Consider the following 24,087-nt stretch of genomic DNA (forward strand, 5'->3'; position numbering starts at 1 on the left):
TGATTTGATAGTAATTATCATTATTGTTTAATAAAAAAGTATTACCCCTTCACAAAATCAAGTTAAACAACCCCTACTCACAGGTAATGAGATGAATTTTCGTCAAGTTGTCTTAATCCTTTTGTACAAAAAGGTCTAAATCTTTTAACGTGTTAACTCTATTTTTTACACCATTTCAAAAATTGAAGTGTTAAAGGTGGCAGTGGATCATGGCAGAAAAAAAACTGGAAACGTTACTGGTCAATGCAGGTAGAAGCCAAAAATTTACTCAAGGCGCAGTCAATCCCATCATTCAGCGAACTTCATCGGTGATCTTCGATTCTGTCGCCGACAAAAAACATGCTACGCAAAACCGGAGCAAGAGCGAACTGTTTTATGGCCGCCGTGGTACACAGACTCATTTCTCTTTTCAAGCCGCAATGGCTGAACTGGAAAGTGGCGCAGGCTGTATGCTTTACCCTTCTGGTGCCGCCGCGATTAGTCATGCCATTCTCGCTTTTGCCGCCGCAGGCGATCATATTCTATTAACCGGTTCAGCTTATGACCCGACGCAAAGTTTCTGTGACAAGATATTGTCACGGATGAATATTACCACCGATTATTTCGATCCCATGATTGGCGAAGAGATTGCTGATCTGATTAAGCCCAATACCAAAGTGGTGTTTCTTGAATCCCCCGGCTCCATCACAATGGAAGTACAAGATATCCCCACTATTGTCCGCGCAGTGCGCCAAGCCAAGCCAGATATTGTCATCATAATCGATAATACTTGGGCGGCAGGTGTGCTGTTTAAAGCGCTAGAATTCGGCATCGATATTTCGATTCAATCAGGCACCAAATATATTATTGGTCACTCAGACGCAATGTTAGGGATTGCCGTGGCTAATGAACGTTGTTGGGCGCAACTGCGAGAAAATTCCTATTTGATGGGGCAGATAGCCGATGCCGATACGGTCTATATGGCCAGTCGCGGATTGCGTACTTTAGCCATTCGCTTGAAACAACATGAAAAAAGCAGTATTGAAGTCGCACACTGGCTGCAACAACGAACCGAAGTTGCCGCTGTCTATCACCCCGCTCTGCCTTCCTGCCCCGGTCACAATAATTTTATCCGTGATTTCAGTGGCAGTAGCGGCCTGTTCTCTTTTCAATTGAAAAAGAAGTTAACTCCCCAACAATTTACGGATTACCTGGATAATTTTCACCATTTTAAAATGGCATTCTCATGGGGCGGTTTTGAATCTCTGATCCTAGGCTATCAACCAGAAGAGATAAAAATGATGCGTCAATACGATATTTCACAAAGGACGGGCACTCTGTTCCGCCTGCATGTCGGGCTGGAAAATGTTCAAGATTTGATTGATGACCTCGCAGAGGGATTTGGTCGAATTTCGACTTGAGTAATCTTATTGTTATTCAATGTAATAAACTGAAAAACTTAACATTTGAAATCATAATGAAGCGATAATATAGATATATTGCCAGTACAATGCATTTGCATTACACTTTGTTGAACAGATTCTCAAATCAGCATAACGAGGTAGAAATATGCACGCATTACCAAATGTTGAGTTCGAGGTTGGTGCAGAATCCAAGCTTACCAGTCGCAGCCAGACAACCATCCCAACATCTGTCCGTAAAGCGCTTAAGTTAAAACCAGGTCATGACAGTATCGCATATAAGATTTTATCTTCTGGTGATGTACTTATCAGCCGTAAAAATAGTGAAGAAGAAAAAGATCTTGTCATGGAATCATTTCTGGACTTTCTGGCAAAAGACATTCGGAGACATCCGGAACAAGTACAACAATTAGATGAACAACTCATTAACCAGGCGAAGTCACTTATCGCTGGAATAGACATAGATCTGAGCAACCCATTATCTGCTGACGATGAGTAAAGACTATGTATGATCGAGTATGTGTAATAAACGGATGGGCTCTTTTTGCTCATCCGTGCTTTGTAGAACAATTAAAACAATCAATAGATAAGGTAGAACAACTTCAACAAAAATATCCAAATGACTACTTGAAAAAAAATGATACAAAACGCTTGGCTGCAATCATAAAACTCGTTACTGAAATTATTCCCAATGACCCAACTAATATAGCCTTTCGTTTAGGTGATACATTAGGTGGCAAAAGAAAACACTGGTTCAGAGCAAAATTTTTCCAACAATATCGCCTTTTTTTCCGTTTTCACGCTGAAAGTAAAATTATTATCTTTGGCTGGGTAAATGATGAGAGAACAAAAAGGGTATATGGTGATAAGCACGATGCTTACAAAGTATTTGGTGAAATGCTTAATGCAGGACACCCACCAGACGACTGGAACTCTCTTTTAAAAGAATCCATTGATTCACCACACTTAACTAAACTTATTAATGAACATTAGTCATAGTTTCTCCTTATCCGGATAAAGTCAAGCCATGCCAAAGCTTTTACTGTAAACTGACTTTATATATACAGATGCAATAAATTTATTTTATATACCCTATGGATTTCAAGATAACGGGTATAACAGTTACAGGATAAGCAATGGAAGTACTAAACGGGATCATGCAGGCATTATGGCAGCATGACTTTTCTAAACTTGCCAACCCCGATGTTCTCTGGATTATCTATGGCATTCTATTCGTGACACTGGTTCTGGAAAATGGCTTATTACCTGCCGCTTTTCTGCCCGGTGATACTCTGTTAATCCTTGCCGGTGCATTAGTTGCCAAGGGAGTCATGAGTTTTATCCCAACCGTTTTTATATTAACAGCGGCGGCAAGTATCGGTTGCTGGTTTGGCTATCTTCAAGGGCTATGGCTTGGCGATACCAAACGAGTTAAGAATTGGCTGGCACAACTTCCTATTCAGTATCGCCAACGAGCTAACGAGCTGTTTTTCAAACATGGTTTGGCCGCGTTACTGATTGGCCGTTTTTTGGCTTTTGTCCGCACTCTGTTACCAACATTGGCGGGTATATCCGGCCTTAACAGTAAACGCTTTCAAGTTTTTAACTGGTTGAGTGGCCTGCTATGGGTTGTCATCGTGGTCGGTTTTGGTTATCTCCTTAATCAGATCCCGTTTATTAAAAATCACCAAGATTTGGTGATGAACATTTTGATAATTTTACCCATAGTGCTATTGCTAAGTGGTTTAAGCGCCTCTTTGTTGATGTACTGGCACCACAAGAAAATCTCGGCGACAAAACGTAAATAAAAGTCATCATGGTTTACAAGCAGCGGCAGGGTTTTTATCCTTAACTTAATGTACCAATATTATATATACCCTATGGATTTCAAGATGCATCGCGACGGCAAGGGAGCGAACCCCCGGGAGCATAGCGAACTATGTGACCGGGGTGAGTGAGTGCAGCCAACAAAGAGGCAACTTGAAGGATAACGGGTATAGGCTAAGGCTCAGCCACTAAGTGATACTCTTGGTATCGATGCATCACCAAACCGGTCAATCTATGGACTTGGCCATGTATTGACACAATACATGGCTTAGATCACGCCGATTGTATTACTTCCTTCAATTACGCTTAATATCAACTTAATATCAATTGCCATAATTTCAACTGATATTTTAAGTCTCTCTTTTTATAGGAGTTAGTAATGGATAATCAACCTATTATCAGACTTGCTGATGGGAATCACATGCCACAACTGGGGCTTGGATCATGGGCCGCAGATGACCAGCAGATAGCAGAAACAATCCATGCTGCACTGGATATCGGTTATCGGGCAATTGATACCGCCGCTATCTACAACAATGAGAAAGGCGTAGGCAACGCGTTACAAGAAACAGATATCCCCCGTGAAGATATCTTTGTTACAACTAAATTGTGGAATGACAGACACCTTGATGCCCGTGCTGCCTTGGCAGAAAGTCTGGAAAAGTTGCAACTGGATTATGTTGACCTTTACCTCATTCACTGGCCTGCACCACCGCAAGATCAATATGTCGGTGCCTGGCAACAATTGATTGAATTACAGAAAGAGGGGCTTATTCGCAGTATTGGTGTTTCTAACTTCCAACCTGAACACATCCAGCGACTGATCAATGAAACCGGTGTTCATCCCGTCATTAATCAGATTGAGTTGCACCCGCTGTTACAACAACGTCAGCTCCATGCCTGGAATGCCACACATAATATCGTTACCGAATCCTGGAGCCCACTGGCACAAGGTGGTGAAAATGTATTTGATAATCAACTGGTTCAACATCTGACACAAAAGTATGGCAAAACACCCGCGCAGGTTGTTATTCGCTGGCACATTGATAACGGCATGATTGTGATCCCAAAATCAACCACGTTATCGAGAATTAAAGAGAACTTTGATGTGTTCGATTTCAAACTAGAAAAAGAAGATTTGACCGCGATGACTACGCTAGATATCGGTAAACGTCTGGGACCAACCCCTGAAATATTCGTTGATTTCAGTGAATTCATTCAGCTTCTTGAGCAAAATAGCGCTAATAATCAGTGCTGAAAAACGGCTGATAAAATTGATAGGGTGATCGTGGACAAAGTAGAATTAAAACGTGCGCGGCATCACCGCCGCGCCCCAATTTTGCTGAGCTATTTTCTTGGTTCTACCGATTATCACTCATCTGGTTTTTTCCATTATTGATTGACCGGTATAGTCACTAACTGCCCAACAGAGCCGCGATCGGCCATTTCCAGAATCTGGCTGTAATAGAGGAATGGGAAGTGCTCATAAGAGGGCTGGTTCATATAAACCAGCAATTCCACCCGCCCATCAACCCAAACCGTATCCTTCCAACCATAATCTTGCGGTTGAGGGGCCTCACCGTTGTGGTTAATCAGCTTAAACTGCACACCTTCAATATGGAATGGTTGTGGGGCAGAAGCATTTACGATCCAACGCTCCCACGTTCCTTGCTGGCTAGTAATATCCACCCGATTCATATCCCATAACGCACCGTTTATTCCCGGCGTATTATCATCAAGATAAATTTCCCGGTTACGGATTACACTGGAAACTGGCGTAACATCATCAATCAAACGAGATGGGAGATTATCTGTCACCAGAGATAATAAACCGGTTGCTTTAATGGTCAAAACGGTGCTGGAAATCAACACCGTAGAGGGTTCAAACAACCCACGCAACTTATCAAGTACCCCAGCTGATTCACCTGCGGTAACAACAACTTCATCCTCTTTGGACATATCAATTAATACCTCACGCCGTTCTCCTGGCGCAAGGGAGAGTTGCTGAACGGCTATCGGCGCAGGTAACAGCCCCAAATCAGTGCCTATCATATAGAAAGGACGGCCATCACCAATCTGTAACTGATATCGGCGAGCATTAGATGCATTGAGTAAACGTAAACGGATCCAGCCACGAGATACCTCAATAAAAGGATTCTGTACGCCATTAACTAACAGAGTATTACCGATAAATCCACTATCAGAGGCCGGCTGATACTCAGGAACCCCAAAGTTATCCAACCGTTTATCTTGAAGAATAACCGGGAAATCATTAACACCATAGTGTTTCGGCAACGGCAAATGGCGGCTGGTTTCATCTTCTACCAACCACATACCAGCCAAACCTTTATAAACATGTGGTGCCATCCGATTAGGTGTATTGGCATGATACCAGCAAGTTGCCGCCTGCTGACGAATAGGCAACACTGGCGACCAGTCAGACCCCGGAGAAATCTGACGGGCAACTCCACCGGTCAATGTACCCGGTAATTGTAATCCGCTGACGGTCATTGAAACCGGCTCTGCTAGCCGATTGCTGTATATCAGTTTGACATCATCGTTTTTATGAACCCGTATAGTCGGACCAAGGTATTGACCATTAATCCCCCATACACTGGTTTTATATTGTCCATCAAAAGTCCAATGCGCTTTTTGTAAAGTCAGAAATAACGGCTGCCCACCACGGGATTCCAATAAAGGGGGAACCGGCAAAGCAGTCTGCTGATTTTTGCTGGCCCGAACCAATAAAGGAGCGGCTCCGATACACATCGCCAAGCCTGATACCTGAATAAACTGGCGCCGACTAAATGACATATTTTCTCCGCGACAAACCTAATTAAATTCCGGGCCTATATGGCTCAAAAATAGTTGAGACACTGCAATCATTCATCCCGGAAGCGAATAACTCAATATTGAAGTTATTAAAGCTTATTATCCTTTTGATTGCGCTTAACAAAAACATTATTTATCAAGCGCTCATCATAACGCGAATATGGTGGGAATTAAACTATCTGAATGCATTACACGAATCTTTCCCGATCAGCATCAGTACATGTCATTTCCGACTAATAATAAATTGTGGTCATGGATAACGAACAAAAATCCTCACATATGCTAAATATGTGAGGATTAAAGTACGCTTAACAGCTATCGCCTTGGTTAGACCCGCACTTTATTATAAAAGAGTGGCTCCAAACAACCTATTATGAATACTTACCCTATTTCTCCATTGCAGCCAACTCTTCATCCAATGCATCTATTTTAGCTTTCATCACTTTATGACAATATTCTGCCAGCTCACGCACCTGCTCTTTGGTATAGCCAGAAGTATCAATGGGAGGCAACATTTCAACAATGACGGGACCATTATTCCAGCGATTCAGCTTAATACGTCCATTAGTGATAGAAGAAACGCAGACCGGGACAATCGGCACTCCCGCAGAGATCGCAGCATGGAAAGCGCCAGTTTTAAATGGCAACAAACCACGACCACGACTACGTGTCCCTTCCGGAAACATCCAAACAGAAAGATGACGATTTTTAATCTGCTCCACAACCTGAGCAATCGTGCCATGTGCTTTAGCACGGTTAGCACGATCAATCAGGATATTACCTGCCAACCAATAAAGCTGACCAAAAAATGGGATCAGCACCAACGTTTTTTTACCTACTGTCACTGTGCCCGGCTGGACCGCATTGGACATAGTTATCATGTCATAGTTGTTTTGGTGGTTGCCAATGTAGATACTCGGACCATAATGCTTAGCTTCAGCAGGAATACGCTCAATAATTTTGACGCCAAATATTTTCGACAACCGACCAAACATATTCCCAAACACCATAACATGGTCAGGATGACGTGGCCTGAATAAGCAGTAAATAGCACCAGAGACACACACTACAATCGAAAACAGAATAACAATAATGCCGCGAATAATTGCTAACATAGCCGCCTCTTATTTAATCCCACTATTTAGTTACGTTAGTATTAGTAGCAGAAGGTGGAGTCTCAATCTGTACCCGTTCAATACGCTGCAACCCACGAGGTAGAGACGTTCCCTTACGACCACGTTCTCCTCGGAATTTCTGAAGATCTTCAGGACGCAGCGTCAATTTACGCTTTCCAAAGTAAAGTGTAATAGACGATTGTGGCGGTAGTATCAATAACCAACTCAACAGGTCATTTTCTGCGGCTGACTGAACAGAAATTATCTTATTCCCTTTCCCTTTAGAAAGTTGCGGCAAATCTGCAACCGGGAACATTAACATCCGGCCTGCGCTGGTAATTGCCAACAACATATCATCCTGCGGATTATTTATTTCCAGCGGCGTCATGACGCGAGCATTTTCCGGCAATGTAATCAGTGCCTTACCTGCTCGGTTTTTAGCAACCAAATCACTAAAAGTACAGATAAAACCATAACCAGCATCAGAGACCATCAGAAACTGCTGTTCATCCGGTGCCATCAGTACATGTTCTACCGTTGCCCCTGCGGGTACAGTCAATTTACCCGTTAGTGGTTCCCCCTGCCCTCTGGCAGAAGGTAAATCCCGCGGATCAAGCGAGTAACTGCGACCTGTTGTATCAATAAACACAACCGGCTGATTGCTCTTACCACGAGCCGCACCACGGAAGCTATCACCTGCTTTGTAATTCAGACCGGCCGGATCAATATCGTGACCTTTCGCACTACGAACCCAACCCATCTCGGACAATACGATTGTCACCGGCTCAGAAGGCGTGATGTCATGCTCACTCATCGCTTTGGCTTCATCACGTTCTCTCATTGGAGAACGACGCTCATCACCATAAGTGGCCGCATCAGCCATGATCTCTTTCTTCAACAGGGTATTCAGTTTGCGCTCAGAACTCAGAATCGCCTGTAACTTATCACGCTCTTTTGCCAGTTCGCTCTGTTCGCCACGGATTTTTACCTCTTCCAGTTTAGCTAAGTGGCGTAATTTCAGCTCAAGAATGGCTTCCGTTTGCGTCTCACTTAAACCAAAACGTGACATTAATACTGGTTTTGGCTCATCTTCACTACGGATAATGTGAATGACTTCATCAATATTGAGAAATGCGATCAGTAAGCCCTCCAGCACATGCAGGCGCTTAAGAACTTTTTCCAGACGATGGTTCAGACGTTTACGAACGGTTTCCCGGCGGAATACCAACCATTCGGAGAGGATCTCAACCAGCCCTTTCACGGTCGGACGGTTATCCAACCCGATCATGTTCAGGTTAACGCGATAACTCTTTTCCAAATCGGTAGTGGCAAACAGATGATTCATCACCTGCTCCAAATCAACCCGGTTTGTGCGAGGGACAATAACCAGACGAGTTGGATTTTCATGATCAGATTCATCTCGTAAGTCATCAACCATAGGCAGCTTTTTAGCCCGCATTTGGTTAGCGATCTGTTCCAACACTTTGGCACCAGAAACCTGATGCGGCAGCGCAGTGATCACAACATTGCCATCTTCTTTTGACCAAACAGCTCGCATCCGTACCGAACCACGGCCATTTTTATAAATCTTACGGATATCTTCGTGAGAAGTGATGATCTCCGCTTCAGTCGGATAATCAGGACCTTTAACGTGTTCCATCAGATCATCAAGGGAACTCTGTGGCTTATCCAGCAGCGTAACCAGTGCATTCACCACTTCACGCGCATTATGGGGCGGAATATCTGTCGCCATCCCCACCGCAATACCGGTGGTGCCATTCAGCAAAATATTTGGCAAACGCGCCGGCAGCATTTTCGGTTCCTGCAATGTGCCGTCAAAGTTTGGCACCCAATCAACGGTACCGTGGCCTAACTCAGCCAACAGCAACTCGGCATATTTGGACAGGCGAGACTCGGTATAACGCATCGCGGCGAAAGATTTGGGATCATCCGGCGCTCCCCAGTTTCCTTGCCCATCCACTAAAGGATAGCGGTAAGAAAATGGCTGCGCCATTAACACCATAGCTTCATAACAAGCACCATCACCATGCGGATGGTATTTACCCAGTACATCACCCACGGTACGGGCGGATTTCTTAAATTTGGCGGTATTGTTCAATCCCAGTTCTGACATGGCATAAACAATACGGCGCTGAACCGGTTTCAAACCGTCACCGATAAAAGGCAACGCCCTATCCATGATGACGTACATGGAGTAGTTCAGGTAGGCGGTTTCAGTAAATGAGTGGAGCGGCAAACGCTCCACTCCATCGTGAGTTATCTCACTCATTCGTTAATTTCCTCAGAATCTTTTGACTATCCCTGTGGGTGTTACACTTCAATGTCTACCGTATCGCCCTTCTCTTGCAGCCAGTTACGGCGATCTTCTGAACGCTTCTTCGCTAGAAGCATATCCATCATAGAGAAGGTTTCCTGGTAGTTTTCATCATCGATAGTCAACTGCACCAGACGACGGGTATTCGGGTCTAACGTTGTTTCACGCAGTTGCATGGGATTCATCTCACCCAATCCTTTAAAGCGCTGTACGTTAGGCTTACCCCGTTTGCGGCTTAGACGATCCAACACCGCACTTTTTTCCTCTTCATCCAATGCGTAATACACTTCTTTACCTAGATCAATACGATATAGAGGCGGCATTGCCATATAAACATGGCCGTTCTTAACCAATGTTGGGAAATGGCGGACAAACAGGGCACACAATAGCGTCGCAATATGCAAACCATCTGAGTCTGCATCCGCCAGAATACAGATTTTGCCATAACGCAACTGACTGAGATCGTGGCTATCCGGGTCGATACCAATCGCGACAGAGATATCATGGACTTCCTGTGATGCCAACACTTCATCTGAAGAAACTTCCCAAGTATTCAGAATCTTCCCTTTCAGCGGCATAATGGCTTGATATTCACGGTCACGCGCCTGTTTTGCCGATCCCCCCGCAGAATCTCCTTCTACCAGAAACAGTTCGGTAAAATTGAGATCCTGTGATGTACAGTCAGCCAGTTTTCCCGGTAATGCTGGGCCACTGGTCAGTTTTTTACGCACAACCTTTTTCGCTGCACGCATTCTACGTTGTGCGCTAGCGATCGCCAGTTCAGCCAACTGCTCTGCTTCCTGAACATTCTGGTTTAACCATAAGCTGAAAGCATCTTTGACAACACCAGAAACAAAAGCAGCAGATTGGCGCGAAGAGAGGCGTTCTTTCGTCTGACCAGCAAATTGCGGATCCTGCATTTTTACCGACAGAACATAAGTACAGCGATCCCAGATATCATCGGCAGCAAGCTTCACACCACGTGGCAAGATATTGCGAAATTCGCAAAATTCACGCATCGCATCCAGTAACCCCTGACGCAACCCGTTTACATGTGTTCCCCCCTGCATCGTTGGGATGAGGTTGACATAACTTTCAGCCAGTAGCTCTCCCCCCTCCGGCAACCAGAGTAACGCCCAGTCAACCGCTTCGGTTGCACCACTGAAAGTACCGACAAAAGGCGCAGCCGGCAATGTTGTCAGGCCATTAACCGCAGCCATCAAATAGTCGGTCAGACCATCGGCATAACACCATTTCTGTTCAGTACCGTTGATCTTGTCTTTAAAAACAATTTCCACTCCCGGACATAAAACGGCTTTCGCTTTCAGCAAATGGGTCAAGCGGGAAACAGAGAAACGAGGGCTATCAAAGAAACTTTCGTCAGGCCAGAAGTGAACACCAGTACCGGTGTTGCGTTTACCACAACTTCCTATTACTGTCAGCTCCTGCACCTTATCGCCATTCTCAAAAGCAATCTGATAAATCTGACTGTCACGGCGAACGGTGACCTCAATCCGCTTGGACAAAGCGTTAACCACCGAGATCCCCACACCGTGGAGACCACCAGAAAACTGATAGTTTTTATTCGAAAATTTACCACCGGCATGTAAGCGGCTCAGGATCAACTCAACCGCTGAAACGCCTTCTTCTGGATGAATATCAACCGGCATGCCGCGGCCATCATCAATGACCTCCAGTGACTGATCGCTATGAAGGATCACTTCAATATGTTTAGCGTGACCTGCCAAAGCTTCATCCACGCTGTTATCGATCACTTCCTGTGCCAAATGGTTCGGACGCGTTGTATCAGTGTACATTCCCGGACGACGGCGAACCGGTTCCAGACCACTGAGAACTTCAATGGCATCTGCGTTGTAACTAGATTGAGTCATGTTGTAATTCTGTTGGTTGCTTCTTGATTAAAGGGCTAATCAGTTTTGTATACTGTTGATAATACCAGTCGTTCAAACATTTTTGGCAAGTTTTTTCTCGCCATCACTAGAAAGCCCAAGAAAGTTGATGATTTGTGGGAAATAGTGTTCAAATCCGATAAAGGCATGATTACCACCAGATTCAATAGTTTGCTTACATAATACCAGATAAGCAACCGCCTGGCGGTAATCCAGCACCTCATCTCCGGTTTGTTGCAATAACCAGATAAGATCCGGTGACTCCAATGGTTCAATCCACATGCTTTTGAGATCATGAATATGGCGCGATTCCAACGTATATCGTTGGTTTGTATAAGGGTTAATATTTTCCCCAAGATAATCCCGCAGTAATTCAAACGGACGCACGGCTGGATTAACGACCACAGCGGGCAAGCTGAAACATTGTGAAAGCCATATCGCTAAATAACCACCGAGAGAAGAGCCAACGATACCCAAATCATCCCCGGCATGCTCCATCACCAGATTTTCGAGCAGCTCAGCCGCTTCTTCAGGATAAGGGGGTAACTGAGGCACCAGCATGTCAATGTCAGGATGATGCTGATACAGCCACGCTTTTAAGGCATTGGCTTTTGCAGACTGCGGGGAACTATTAAAACCGTGCAAATAGAGTAAGGTTGACATCAGACCGAGCCCCTCAATTGTGCAATACCACTGGCCACTATGCTCCTGTGCGACACACCACAGATGGTGAGGCTTGGCAAATCCAATAAGCAGAGAGTAACACAGCAACACAAAGAGACAAACACAACCTAATATCCATCCGAATCTAAATCAGGGCAGAACTCATTACTTGCCAGTCTATAGACCTGAGTTGTCAAACCAAATTCGCCATTATCGGCAACAGACAATTCGAGATAACGCCATCCCGGAGCAACAGTATCAAGCATAAAATTGGTACAATGTGGTTTGAATTGCAAACATGTTGATGGTGTCGCCATCATACGGATGCCATTCCAATCCAGATCCATCTCTTGATGTATATGCCCACAAAGCATCGCCTTAACTCGTGAATAACTTTGCAGATACTGGGCCAGAATATGTGAATTGCGCAAACTATGCTGATCCAGCCAGGTACAACCTGATGGTAATGGATGATGATGAAGCAGGATCACCGCGTAACGTTCAGGGTGCCTATCCAGGCAATTTTTCATCCATTCAAGCTGATATTCCGACAACTCCCCGTGGGGAACGCCCTGCACCTGACTATCAAGCATCAAAAGTTGCCAGTGCTTACCGACTAAAATCTGTTTCGACGGAGAAACGCCAGCCGCCGCCAAGGCATCCACCATCGCAGGCTGATAATCATGATTACCGGGTAACCAGACACAAGGTGCCGGTAAACGGGCAATACCATCAGCAAAATGTCGATAAGCTTCCAACGACTGATCCTGCACCAAATCACCTGTCGCTACGATTAAATCAATATCAGCATTTTGTTTGAGGATGGCATCCAGCACCGCTTGGTAACTGCGATAAGTATTGATACCCAATAAAGTATCTTCTTTGCTGGCAAAAAGATGCGTATCTGTTATTTGCAATATTTTGGCTGTGGTTCCCTCTACCACAGGCAGTTCAAACTGGCTTTCCAAATGGTTTCCTTGTCCTATAAGTCATCGACGAGCATCATAACTCGTTTTAACGCAAGAGATCTGCTGACTGGCACACACTTCCCTTTTCTCGGTTAAAAATTAGGAATTATCTGAATTCCATTCTTTTTTTAACTTTTCATGGTGTAATGCCAGCCATTGTATCGCAATAACTGAAGCAGCATTATCAATAATTCCCTCTTCCATCCAATGATAAGCTTGTTCACGACTTACCACATGCACCCGAATATCTTCATGTTCACCAGATAATCCATGAATACCGGTCGCTGTCGTGGCATCCACTTCCCCCACCATCACAGAGATACGTTCCGTTGTTCCTCCGGGACTGGAGAGATAACTCAACACGGGTCTGCAACGTTTAACTTCGATTCCGGCCTCTTCCATTGTTTCGCGGCGCACCACCTGTTCGACATCTTCGCCCTCTTCAATCATACCGGCAACAATTTCCAGTAACCATGGCGTCGCTTTCGTCTCTATTGCCGGAATACGTATCTGCTCTATCAATACAACCTCATCACGACGTGGATCATAAGGCAACAATGCGCCGGCATGGCCCCGCTCAAAAACTTCACGGCTAACCTCTTCACTCCAACCACCGGCAAACAGACGATGACGGAAACGGTAATTTGTCAGTTTAAAGAAGCCATTGTACAAACTTTTTTTCGCGATAATTTCTATATCCTGCTTATCCAACATGACTGGCGTTAACGGCTTCTTATGCATAAAATTCTCCTAAATAGTTCCTTACTTGCTAGCCACTAAGATGATATTAATCAAGCAGAGTTAAAAAATTCACTCGTTGATGGTGTAAAGTTAAACTAAATTAAGGCAATATGGCACAAACGGCTACCTTTCGCTGATAGCATACTCTGCTAGAATCAGTAACATTTCGTTTTTCACCAAGGCAACGTAAGAGTCTATCCCAATAAGCGTAATTGGTGCAGGCCGTTTTTGTAAATGAACAGTGAACTCAGGCTGTGCGCAGCACCTGAAGCATTCACTCTTTATCACAAAGCATGGTAAATAAAATAGCCTAATGGGATAGACAACGAGCAAAATAGCTGTGCAATCAAGGAATTACAATGAAGAAACTGCTCTCCATTTTTATCGCTATGAGCCTGACGGGATTGAGTTCGATGAGTCAAGCTGAAGATCTTTTGCAAGTTTATAAGCAAGCAAAAGAGGGTAACCCTGAACTACGTAAATCAATGGCTGAACGTAATAAAGCTTTTGAAAAAATTAATGAATCCCGTAGCCCATTATTACCTCAGTTGGAATTAAATACCGGATACGCCTATAACAGTGGTTACCGCGATCAACGTGACACAGAAAGCAATACATTGAATGCAAAGCTTGGTTTGACTCAAACCATTTTTGATATGTCTAAATGGCGCCTATTGAACTTAGAAGAAAAAACGGCAGGTATTGCTGATGTTACCTATCAAAGCAGTGAACAAAAACTGATCTTGGATAGTGCAACAGCTTATTTCAAAGTACTGCGCACCATTGATACACTCTCCTACATTGAAGCTCAGAAAGCGGCCATTTACCGCCAGTTGGATCAAACGACTCAACGTTTTAATGTCGGTCTGGTTGCAATTACTGATGTCCAGAACGCCCGAGCTAATTACGATGATGTACTCGCTCAGGAAGTTGCCAGCCGTAATGAGCTGGACAATGCATTGGAAGCCCTGCGTCAGGTCACGGGGATTTATTACCCTCGGTTAGCCTCACTAAATATTGATCATTTCAAAACACAGAAGCCAGAAGCGGTAGATATTCTGCTAAAAGAGGCAGAGAAACGTAATTTAAGTTTACTATCTGCTCGTTTAGGTCAGGATCTGGCTCGTGAACAAATCAAAGCAGCCCAAACCGGCCATATGCCAACTATTGATTTAGGCGCTTCTACCAATGTTTCAAATAGCCAGAATCATGCACCAGGCAGATCAAACAACTATAGCGGTGAAAACAGCGTTGGCCTGACACTTCGTCTGCCAATTTATAGCGGCGGTGCCACCAGTTCCCGCGTTGAACAAGCACAATATGGTTTTGTCAGCGCCAGCGAACAATTAGAGAGCACTTACCGCAATGTGGTACAGACTGTCCGTTCTTCCTTTAACAACATATCTGCTTCCATCAGCAGTATCGACGCCTACAAACAGCTTGTTGTTTCGGCGCAAAGCTCGCTCGACGCAATGGAAGCGGGTTATCAAGTTGGCACACGTACCATTGTTGATGTACTGAATGCCACGACCAAGTTGTACGATGCCAAACAGAAGCTATCCAATGCTCGCTATGATTATCTGATTAATCAACTGAATATTCAGCATGCACTGGGTACGTTAAATGAGAAGGATTTAGTTGCTCTGAATAATTCGCTAGGTAAACAGCTCTCAACTTCCGCTAACAGCATTGTTCAGGGAACAGGAACCCCAGTAACTTCTGCTCGTAACTGATACAGTCTTTCACTTCCACTAAATTAACGGCCCGCCATCAAGCGGGCTGTTTTATTTCCAACCAACTATACCCGTTATCTTTCAAGTTGCTTCTTTGTTGGCTGCACTCACTCACCCCGGTCACATCGTTATCTATGCTCCCGAGGATTCACTCCCTTGCCATCGCGATCCATCTTGAAATCCATAGGGTATATAATTGGGTTCTGAAACAATAAACAGATATTTTTCTTAATGAAAAAACACATAAATTAAAATAATCCTTCAAATGGATTCCAGCTCTGGCTATTCACTTTTTCTTTCAGATAATAGGCATAGTTAGCAGTGGTTCCCCATATTGCTGAAAACGCAAATTTAATCCCCATGTCGACAGCAGGAGGAATATAAATACTCAAGACACTTTCCATAATCTCCAATATAATTATCACTACAACAGCAACACCAAATAAAGTCAGGTTCTTTCGCCATAAACCTAAAACAAAAAAGTAAATAAAACCAAAAAAGAAGGCAATAAAATTCATGTTCAACAATATACGGCGCATATAGGGTTCTACTTTCATGGCAGCTTTGTGCTCAGGCGTTTTAGGAGCACCATTCTGTTCAAAGAATGCAAAGCGCATCTGCCATTTTTCCGAATATTGATTTTTATCCATGCTACTTAATTCCTTAATTAAAATAGAAAATACAATACCAATAATATAATCACAAAAAGTTATTAATTTAAGATTATTTGCTAGAGACATAAAGTAAAAAACATAATTAGTAGATTCACTTACATCATCATGTTACATATTAAATCACCTTTAATTCACTGAAATTTACGAGATTAAGATTAATATCATAAAATATTAATTTCGGCACTGTTTTTCTAAAAAATAGATATTTTTCAACATTAAAACCAGATTAAACGGAATACCAAATAATCAATATCCGGCCATATCTTTGTCAGACAAAAAATCAAGCTAGCAATTCGAAGGTTTATGCTTTAATTTTGTTCATATTTCCCCTATCCTTAAAGCTATTTCATAAAGAATCATAGACATCTAAAATCTGGGTATACGACGATGACAATAAAGCGGACCAAAGATATTAATCACGACACATTCCGTAAGGCTTGGCGTAACTATCGCCTTGCACCTGTGGCAATAGCTGTCAGTGCGGTTTTCATGTTATCTGCCTGTGAAAAGAGTGATGAAACTGTCTCTCTTTACATGAATGCAGATGAATGTTCTCAAGCCAATCCATCACAAAGTGAGCAATGTACTACTGCTTACAACAATGCGTTGAAAGAAGCGGAAAAAACAGCGCCTAAATATGCCACCAAAGAAGACTGTATTGCCGAATTTGGTGAAGCACAATGTACTCAAACCCCGGCGCAAGCTGGCCTTGGCACCACTACTTCTAGTACCTCCACCAATGGTGAAGCACAGGCACAGCAGCAGCAAAGCGGCAGCTTCTGGATGCCGCTGATGGCAGGTTACATGATGGGGCGTCTAATGGGCGGTGGCTCAGCACCATCACAACCTCTGTTTAGCTCCAAATCCGCTACCAGCCCGGCAAACGGTCAATTCGTTGATTCGACAGGTAAAAGCTATGGCCCTGCAACCGCAGGTGGCCGTTCCATGACAGTGCCTAAAACGGCTATGGCACCAAAACCAGCAACAACCACAACCATTACCCGTGGCGGCTTCGGTGACTCTGTCGCCAAACAGTCAACCATGCAACGCAGCGCCTCTTCGGGCTCCACATCCCGTTCAGTTGGAGGCTAACCACGGATGAAACGTATTGCTATTACTGAACGTCCGGATTGGCATGAAAAAGCGATAGAATATGGCTTTAATTTTCACACCATGTATGACAAACCTTACTGGTGTGAAGAAGCTTATTACCAATTTTCTCTTGCCCAAATTGAAGAAATCGAAGCTACCACCGCTGAACTACATCAAATGTGTTTGCAGGTAGTCGAGAAAGTTGTCGATAGTGAAGAATTGCTGACTAAATTTCAGATCCCAAAACATTGTTGGGATTTTGTCCGTAGTTCCTGGATTACCAGCCAGCCGTCACTCTATTCCCGTTTGGATTTGGTTTACGACGGTAAAAGCCCGGCAAAATTGTTGGAAAATAATGCTGATACGCCAACCTCGCTGTATGAATCCGCTTTTTTCCAATGGATCTGGTTAGAAGATCAGATGAATGCCGGGTTACTGCCAGCACATGCCGATCAATTCAACAGCATGCAAGAGCAATTGATTGAACGCTTTGCTCAATTGCGTGATGAACATGGCTTTGGCTTACTGCACATGGTTTGCTGTCAAGATACGGAAGAAGATCGCGGTACCGTTCAATACTTGCAAGATTGTGCGCTGGAAGCCGGTGTTCCAACCGAGTTCTTATTTATTGAAGATATCGGTCTGGGAGAAAAAGGGCAGTTTACTGATCTAAAAGACCAGGTGATCAGCAATCTATTCAAACTCTACCCTTGGGAATTGATGTTCCGTGAGATTTTCGCTACCAAATTGGAAGATGCTGGCGTTCGTTGGTTAGAGCCCGCGTGGAAAAGTATTATCTCCAACAAAGCATTGCTACCCATGTTGTGGAAGATGTTTCCAAATCATCCAAACCTGCTACCTGCTTATTTTGCCGATGATAATTATCCGGCAATGGATAACTATGTTATTAAGCCGCTGTTCTCACGGGAAGGGGCTAATATCCGTATTATTGAAAAGGGCAAGGAAATTGCCAGTGTTGATGGCCCTTACGGTAAAGAAGGTATGATCGTTCAGCAATTTCATACACTGCCAAAATTCGGTGACAATTATACGCTTATTGGTAGCTGGCTGGTAAATGATCAGCCTTGCGGTATTGGTTTGCGGGAAGACAGTGAACTAATAACCCAAGATTTATCTCGCTTCTATCCACATATTATTTTGGATTAATTACTCACCAAGGAGGAATTAAAGCAGGTTGCCACAACGCCAAAGATTCCTCCTTCAACAATCCGATAAAAACGTTGTATTCTTATAAGCTTATATACCCTATAGATTAATCTACCTCTATCAATGTCAACCTTATTCGTCATTTTTAAATATCTCTGTACTGTAGCTCATGATATTAAAATTGCAGTTATAACTGTCCATATTTTAAGCTAAAATTTAGTGTTATCACTTTACAATCTTTTTTGACCTCATTCTATTAGACTGCTCACGAAATCGATTCCTTTATATATAACACAAAGATAATTGAACCAATGAAATTTTTAGTGACGAAACATCAATGCATTTTCACACAATGGGCAAGAAAATCCCTGTCTCACCGGTCAGCTATCAAGCCTTAAAAAATAAAGAATCCAGCCGTTATTGATGCTATAGTGTTCAATAACTATTATTGGTTTTTATTGGAAGCTCTTATGTCCATATCAGCAAAACAGACAATTACCGCACAGATACCGATCAAACTAGCTACAGCCATAAACGATTTAGCCAAAGAGTTAGACCGCTCAAAATCGTGGATCATTAAAGAGGCTCTTACCTCAATGATTGAGGAACGTGAACATCGCCACCAAATGATTTTGGCTGGCCTCGCGGATGTCGATACAGGCCGTATTGTGAATCATTCAGATGTTATTAATTTTGCATCCAAGCTGAAAAAATCATAATCATGGAGGTTTATTGGACACTTAAAGCTCAAAATGATTTGAAGCGCATCTATCATTTTGCCTGTCAATACAGTAAATCACATGCTAATAATGTGTTAGACCATCTAATTATCAGCACTACAGATCTGGCACTGCAACCTAAGATAGGGATTCCTCAGCCTAGATATAAGCCCCGCGAGGTACGTAAGGTACTTTTTAGTGATTACGAAGTCCATTACGAGATATCCAACGATACAATTTACATTGTAGACCTTTGGCATACCCGCGAAAACCGTTAGTTAAAAACCATCCTCACAAAAGGATATTCAGTATAACAAGTTCATGATCTGGTGCTAAATTCTGAATTTAACTAGCCATTCTGACCTGTTCCAGTACGTCGACATGGGCTTTCAGCTTAACCCAACTTGAAAGCCCCAATTCATGGGCAATTACCCCCTGAGCATCACTCAACCGGCTGTGCTGTTGAATGAACTCCTCTTATGTCAAATGCGGATAATAACAACAAGAACGTTCAATTCAACCAACCTGCACAGACAACATACTCAGCGAACCAGACTCAATACCATCGACAGGAATGGAAACCGCTTCTTTTCTATCCCACGTTCCCATGATATACAGCAACGGTAAAAAGTGTTCAGGAGATGGGTTCGATAATAGACCATCTTCTCTGTCCAGTGCATGAATCAAAGGATAAGGTTGCTCATAACTGGTAAGGTTATCACGCACATAATGGTTAAATGATTCCGCCCACGGGTAAGGTTCAGCATTAGGATCTTGCCGCTTCATGGCACGAAGATTGTGTACTACATTACCACTCCCCAAGATTAAAACACCTTCATCCCGTAAAGCAGCCAGCTTTTTCCCTAATTCATAGTGGTACGTCGCTGGCTTGGCATCATCTATACTCAGTTGAATCACAGGAATATTGGCCCATGGATACATTTTAACCAGAATTCCCCAAGTTCCGTGATCCAACCCCCACTGATGATGATCGGCATAAACTTCTACAGGTTCCAGCATCTCTTGCACTAAAGCGGCCAGTTCAGGCGAGCCCTTAGCCGGATATTGAGTTTCATACAATTCCTGTGGAAAACCACGAAAATCATGAATAGTCTTCGGCTGTGTCATGGCTGTTACCAGTGTGCCATTGGTATACCAATGAGCAGAAATCGCCAGAATCACTCTGGGTACAGGCAGTCTTTCACCAAGTTCACGCCACACATTGGTATAGCGATTTTCTTCCAGTACATTCATTGGACTGCCATGACCAATAAACAGTGCCGGCATTCTGGAAATATTCATAATGACCTCTCACACCAAATATAGGTAATTTTAATACTTGCTGACAGGTTACGCCTTTTAGATAAGCAAAACAGTGGGCTAATGGTGATGGAGTTTTTCAAAAAAACTGAAAAGCCACAGCTTGCGCAAACTGTGACTTTAAAAAGTATGTACGTTATAACTGATATTTCATCTGGTTATCGGACAATTAGGTTTCAGCTTGCTTTCTGTTCTATTGCCTGGCGATAAATCACCAGATCTTCAATAGTGACTACCGGCATATTATGTAGCTTCGCAAATTGCACTACTTCAGGAGTACGCGCCATTGAACCGTCATCATTGGTTAATTCGCACAATACACCTGCCGGTTTAAATCCGGCTAAACTGACTAAATCAATTGCTGCCTCAGTATGCCCTTGACGAACCAACACGCCACCAGGTTGAGCGCGCAGTGGAAAAACATGTCCCGGACGGTTCAAATCACTTGGTTTGGCATTATCAGCAATTGCTGCACGAATGGTCGTGATGCGGTCAGCCGCAGAAACCCCCGTCGTCACTCCTTGAGCGGCCTCAATGGTTACGGTGAATGCAGTCTGGAACGGGCTAGAGTTATTTTCTACCATCATGGGCAATTGTAATTGCTGACGGCGCTCTTCTGTCAGACATAAGCAGACAATACCACTGCCATAACGGATAGTCAGTGCCATTTGCTCTACAGTCATTGTTTCGGCCGCAAAGATAATATCACCTTCATTTTCACGATCTTCATTATCCAGCACCATCACCCCCTTTCCATCACGCAAAGCGTTAATGGCGTGTTCAACACGTTCTGATGATGTGCCATATTCAGAAAGTAGCGTCTGATTCATGGTAAAGAAACCTCATTAAAATTTATGGATTACCAGAATCAGGGCGGTCTTGAGGAGTTCTCGCTATAACATCATGCCATAACATTAATATCATGTGTGAATACCATAGCCGGAACAACAGGCGAGCACAAAGCCCGACAGATGCCGTTATTCTCTCCCATCCGGACTATCACCGTCGGCTCCAGAATTACACTGGATCTGCTGACCTCCGCTTTATCATTAAGATAACCACAAACGGAGCGCTCGCGGGCTTCACCATGCCACTCAAAAAATGGACTGATGTTTACCGCCGGTGGGGACTTTCACCCCGCCCTGAGATAAGCCAGTGAACTATAACGCTAATATTTGCCAGCGGCAATCAACAAAATCAAATATGAAACCTAGCTCACAATGGTTTATGGTTTTACTATCTGGTATTACACTATTCAGAAATTATTTATGTCATAAAAAGGATGCATCATGCTCGATCCCAAAAAAATTGAACAAATTGCCCGCCAGATCCAAGATTCTTTACCAAAAGGGGTTAAAGAGTTTGGTGGTGATGTAGAAAAAAAATTACGGATGATTTTGCAATCCCAACTTGGCAAGCTTGATTTAGTGAATCGTGAAGAATTTGATATCCAAACTCAGGTTCTGTTACGTACTCGTGAAAAATTGACCGCGATGGAACAGCGTTTAAGTGAACTAGAAGCGAAGTTTGAGAATAAGAATGTTCCATCTGCTGATAACACGACAAAAAAAGAAGAGTAATTATTACCATACATAAAAATAACCGTGATAATGAGCAGAATGTGATATCTGCTCATTACACATCCACACCAATCAGAGATTAATGCTTCTGGTTTTCTTTACCGTAATGCTCAGAACGTGGACCATACAGCAAACTACGACTACCACCGGCTGTCAGTAAGCGGTTACTTGTAATGCCAGCGATTTCATGACCTTTATCCATAATGGTATTAGCTATCTGTGAAACTACGGCGGATACCAACATGCCAACAAGATTATTCGAATTGCTTTGATTTTCAGTTGATGAAGCCATTGCTCGACCATGCCACAGTTGTTTACCACTACGCAAATCCACCAGCTTCGCGGAAGCCGTTACACGCGTATCACTGTTGATAATCTGATATTGCGTACCATATTCTTCAATATCCAAATAGAGCGCTGAATCTGCACCAAAAATATCATGCAATTTTTTGTAACTGATATCCTGAACATCCTGTGCCGCTGTCACACCATTTTGCTGAAATGTCTCTTCCACAACAGCAACCGGAAAAACGTAATAGCCAGATTCTGCCAATGGATATGTCACATGAGAAATCAGGCTGTGCCCTGCTTTAACTTCCAGAGATTTGTTTACCGCCGGCAGAACCAGAATAGATTTAGGTTTGCTTTCTTTAAATGCAGTGTAATCATAAGGGACAGATTTACTACATCCTGTCAGCACAAATGCCGCCAATAGACTTAATGCGACGAGAATACGGTTCATTGCATAGTTCCTTTATTTTTACTTAATAGAAAATCCATAAATGGCGCTGACTCAGGGAACAATTTTTTCTCTATTTCAAATTGATGAAATGCTTCTGAAACACGACCTGTTTTGCTATAAAGCAAGCCAATCTGAGCATGCAGCCCAGGCGGTACAGACTTATCTTTGGCTTTCGCTCTTTCAATCACCTGCTGCAAAGCCTGTAACTGTTCTTCAAACCCCATCTTATCCTGCTGATAATACTGATAAATTGTAGGTTGGTATTTATCCCACTCATAAATTGTTTTTGGCTGAGTGACACAACCCGCTAAGGTCATAGCTGCCAGCAATAAGCCCGCTTTTTTCATTAATATCATGAATATATATCCCTATATTTCTTAATTAGATGGCTTCCATGCACCGGTTTCAACACTTTCAACCAGACGGTTTACTGCTTCACGAATAGCCAGATCCAATACTTTACCATTCAGTGTGGAATCATAGCTGGCGGTACCACCAAAGCCGATAATTTCACGGTTGGATAATTTATATTCTCCTGCACCAGCCACAGAGAAAACCACTTCGGAAGTTTCTACATTCACCACATTTAGCATGACTTTAGAATAAGCCACCTGTGATTTACCACGCCCTAACAAGCCCCATAACTGATGATCACCCACTTCTTTACGGCCAAATTCAGTCACATCACCAGTAATAACGTAAGCAGCACCTTTCAACTTCTGCGATTTACCTTGTAAACCCGCTTCTGCTTTCAGTTCCGCCATATTGGTGCGTTCCAGCACCGTAAAGCGCCCGGTCTGTTGTAAATGCGAGATTAAAATCGTTTTAGATTGATTACCGAGGCGATCAACGCCATCAGAGAAAATGCCATTTTGATAACTGGAACGGTTTTCAAACTTACCAATCGCAATTGGACTACGAACACCTTGATATACTGTATTATAAGAATTAACTTTTTGTACCTGGACGGTATTAGAAGATTCAGTTGTACACCCTGCTAATATTGCCGAAGCCAAACAAATTGAAGATAAAATCAACTTACCTTGCATAAGAACTTATTCCTACGTAAAAAATTTATCCGTTTATCTACTAACTTTAAGATGTAAAAGTTATAGATAACATATTCCATTAAAAAATCATTTACATCAGAAATCATTATGAATAAGCCGACGTTACGTGACCAGCATTTTATGCCACAAAGATAAAAAACTATCTGTTACATCACACTTCTTCTGATAAATCCCCCACAAAATAGATAATAAAATCACA

At 43.2% G+C, this 24,087-nt stretch carries 24 protein-coding genes and 1 riboswitch; of the genes, 11 read left to right on the forward strand and 13 right to left on the reverse strand.

Translation table 11 applies throughout. From position 1 onward, the window contains the following. The first annotated feature begins 209 nt into the window (after positions 1-209). The 5 genes from metC (at position 210) to dkgA (ending at position 4,485) form a co-directional block, all read left to right on the forward strand. On the forward strand, positions 210-1,400 hold the full coding sequence (gene metC, locus AACQ38_RS01350; protein WP_165577229.1) for a cystathionine beta-lyase: 1,191 nt from the start codon (positions 210-212) through the stop codon (positions 1,398-1,400). Between the two features lie 148 nt (positions 1,401-1,548). Continuing rightward, a complete protein-coding gene (locus tag AACQ38_RS01355; RefSeq protein WP_165577230.1) occupies positions 1,549-1,899 on the forward strand; it encodes a type II toxin-antitoxin system PrlF family antitoxin in 351 nt (116 codons plus the stop codon). 5 nt (positions 1,900-1,904) lie between these two features. Then, entirely contained in the window at positions 1,905-2,393 is a 489-nt protein-coding gene (locus AACQ38_RS01360; protein ID WP_165577231.1) for a type II toxin-antitoxin system YhaV family toxin, read from the forward strand. Between the two features lie 143 nt (positions 2,394-2,536). After that, on the forward strand, positions 2,537-3,208 hold the full coding sequence (locus AACQ38_RS01365; protein ID WP_165577232.1) for a DedA family protein: 672 nt from the start codon (positions 2,537-2,539) through the stop codon (positions 3,206-3,208). A 398-nt stretch (positions 3,209-3,606) separates the two neighbouring features. Then, positions 3,607-4,485 (forward strand): 2,5-didehydrogluconate reductase DkgA, encoded by an 879-nt coding sequence (dkgA, locus tag AACQ38_RS01370; RefSeq protein WP_165577233.1) that lies wholly within the window; start codon positions 3,607-3,609, stop codon positions 4,483-4,485. Between the two features lie 134 nt (positions 4,486-4,619). Here dkgA and ftsP read toward each other — a convergent pair whose 3' ends face one another. The 7 genes from ftsP to nudF form a co-directional block, all read right to left on the reverse strand. Further along, positions 4,620-6,041 carry a cell division protein FtsP gene (gene ftsP / locus AACQ38_RS01375; RefSeq protein ID WP_011148081.1) on the reverse strand — a complete coding sequence of 474 codons (1,422 nt, stop codon included), beginning with the start codon at positions 6,039-6,041 and terminating at the stop codon, positions 4,620-4,622. A 404-nt stretch (positions 6,042-6,445) separates the two neighbouring features. Next, positions 6,446-7,174: a 1-acylglycerol-3-phosphate O-acyltransferase gene (locus AACQ38_RS01380; protein WP_011148082.1), complete on the reverse strand. Its 729-nt coding sequence runs from the start codon at positions 7,172-7,174 to the stop codon at positions 6,446-6,448. A 22-nt stretch (positions 7,175-7,196) separates the two neighbouring features. Next, a complete protein-coding gene (gene parC, locus AACQ38_RS01385; RefSeq protein ID WP_165577234.1) occupies positions 7,197-9,464 on the reverse strand; it encodes a DNA topoisomerase IV subunit A in 2,268 nt (755 codons plus the stop codon). A 41-nt stretch (positions 9,465-9,505) separates the two neighbouring features. Continuing rightward, positions 9,506-11,401, reverse strand: a complete 1,896-nt coding sequence (gene parE, locus AACQ38_RS01390; protein WP_011148084.1) for a DNA topoisomerase IV subunit B — start codon at positions 11,399-11,401, stop codon at positions 9,506-9,508. A gap of 72 nt (positions 11,402-11,473) precedes the next feature. Further along, the gene (gene yqiA / locus AACQ38_RS01395; protein WP_011148085.1) at positions 11,474-12,082 is read right to left on the reverse strand and encodes an esterase YqiA; all 609 of its coding nucleotides are present in this window, start codon (positions 12,080-12,082) and stop codon (positions 11,474-11,476) included. A gap of 128 nt (positions 12,083-12,210) precedes the next feature. Further along, positions 12,211-13,050 (reverse strand): 3',5'-cyclic-AMP phosphodiesterase, encoded by an 840-nt coding sequence (cpdA, locus tag AACQ38_RS01400; RefSeq protein WP_011148086.1) that lies wholly within the window; start codon positions 13,048-13,050, stop codon positions 12,211-12,213. Positions 13,051-13,149: 99 nt separating this feature from the next. Next, positions 13,150-13,791 carry an ADP-ribose diphosphatase gene (nudF, locus tag AACQ38_RS01405; protein ID WP_011148087.1) on the reverse strand — a complete coding sequence of 214 codons (642 nt, stop codon included), beginning with the start codon at positions 13,789-13,791 and terminating at the stop codon, positions 13,150-13,152. A 359-nt stretch (positions 13,792-14,150) separates the two neighbouring features. On the opposite strand from nudF, the gene tolC reads away from it, so the two are divergent. Further along, a complete protein-coding gene (gene tolC / locus AACQ38_RS01410; RefSeq protein ID WP_011148088.1) occupies positions 14,151-15,524 on the forward strand; it encodes an outer membrane channel protein TolC in 1,374 nt (457 codons plus the stop codon). Positions 15,525-15,772: 248 nt separating this feature from the next. On the opposite strand, the gene AACQ38_RS01415 is transcribed toward tolC, so the two are convergent. Further along, complete coding sequence (locus tag AACQ38_RS01415) at positions 15,773-16,174, reverse strand: DUF2628 domain-containing protein (protein ID WP_058589144.1); 402 nt, start codon at positions 16,172-16,174, stop codon at positions 15,773-15,775. Positions 16,175-16,585: 411 nt separating this feature from the next. Between AACQ38_RS01415 and AACQ38_RS01420 the strand changes: the two genes are divergently transcribed. The 4 genes from AACQ38_RS01420 (at position 16,586) to AACQ38_RS01435 (ending at position 19,454) form a co-directional block, all read left to right on the forward strand. After that, positions 16,586-17,290: a DUF1190 family protein gene (locus AACQ38_RS01420; RefSeq protein WP_011148090.1), complete on the forward strand. Its 705-nt coding sequence runs from the start codon at positions 16,586-16,588 to the stop codon at positions 17,288-17,290. A gap of 6 nt (positions 17,291-17,296) precedes the next feature. Beyond that, positions 17,297-18,457 (forward strand): glutathionylspermidine synthase family protein, encoded by a 1,161-nt coding sequence (locus AACQ38_RS01425; RefSeq protein ID WP_165577235.1) that lies wholly within the window; start codon positions 17,297-17,299, stop codon positions 18,455-18,457. Between the two features lie 470 nt (positions 18,458-18,927). Beyond that, a complete protein-coding gene (locus tag AACQ38_RS01430; RefSeq protein ID WP_036778328.1) occupies positions 18,928-19,176 on the forward strand; it encodes a CopG family ribbon-helix-helix protein in 249 nt (82 codons plus the stop codon). 2 nt (positions 19,177-19,178) lie between these two features. After that, a complete protein-coding gene (locus AACQ38_RS01435; RefSeq protein ID WP_165577236.1) occupies positions 19,179-19,454 on the forward strand; it encodes a type II toxin-antitoxin system RelE/ParE family toxin in 276 nt (91 codons plus the stop codon). Between the two features lie 238 nt (positions 19,455-19,692). On the opposite strand, the gene ygiD is transcribed toward AACQ38_RS01435, so the two are convergent. Then, positions 19,693-20,478: a 4,5-DOPA dioxygenase extradiol gene (ygiD, locus tag AACQ38_RS01440; RefSeq protein WP_058589147.1), complete on the reverse strand. Its 786-nt coding sequence runs from the start codon at positions 20,476-20,478 to the stop codon at positions 19,693-19,695. Positions 20,479-20,672: 194 nt separating this feature from the next. Then, entirely contained in the window at positions 20,673-21,326 is a 654-nt protein-coding gene (gene ribB / locus AACQ38_RS01445) for a 3,4-dihydroxy-2-butanone-4-phosphate synthase (protein WP_165577237.1), read from the reverse strand. Between the two features lie 145 nt (positions 21,327-21,471). After that, positions 21,472-21,649, reverse strand: a riboswitch (FMN riboswitch). Between the two features lie 136 nt (positions 21,650-21,785). Between ribB and ubiK the strand changes: the two genes are divergently transcribed. Beyond that, complete coding sequence (ubiK, locus tag AACQ38_RS01450; protein ID WP_058589148.1) at positions 21,786-22,076, forward strand: ubiquinone biosynthesis accessory factor UbiK; 291 nt, start codon at positions 21,786-21,788, stop codon at positions 22,074-22,076. A 79-nt stretch (positions 22,077-22,155) separates the two neighbouring features. Here the strand turns inward: ubiK and AACQ38_RS01455 are convergent, their stop codons facing one another. The 3 genes from AACQ38_RS01455 to AACQ38_RS01465 are packed head-to-tail and all read right to left on the reverse strand — an operon-like array spanning position 22,156 to position 23,867. Next, complete coding sequence (locus AACQ38_RS01455) at positions 22,156-22,818, reverse strand: DUF799 domain-containing protein (protein WP_058589149.1); 663 nt, start codon at positions 22,816-22,818, stop codon at positions 22,156-22,158. Beyond that, positions 22,815-23,174 carry a DUF4810 domain-containing protein gene (locus AACQ38_RS01460; protein WP_011148099.1) on the reverse strand — a complete coding sequence of 120 codons (360 nt, stop codon included), beginning with the start codon at positions 23,172-23,174 and terminating at the stop codon, positions 22,815-22,817. Before AACQ38_RS01460 ends, AACQ38_RS01455 begins: the two co-directional genes overlap by 4 nt. Before the next feature lie 21 nt (positions 23,175-23,195). After that, positions 23,196-23,867, reverse strand: coding sequence for a CsgG/HfaB family protein (locus AACQ38_RS01465; protein ID WP_011148100.1), 672 nt, complete (start codon positions 23,865-23,867; stop codon positions 23,196-23,198). Positions 23,868-24,087 lie beyond the last annotated feature (220 nt).

Source organism: Photorhabdus sp. RW14-46 (assembly GCF_963887965.1).
GTDB classification, from domain to species: Bacteria; Pseudomonadota; Gammaproteobacteria; order Enterobacterales; family Enterobacteriaceae; genus Photorhabdus; species Photorhabdus laumondii.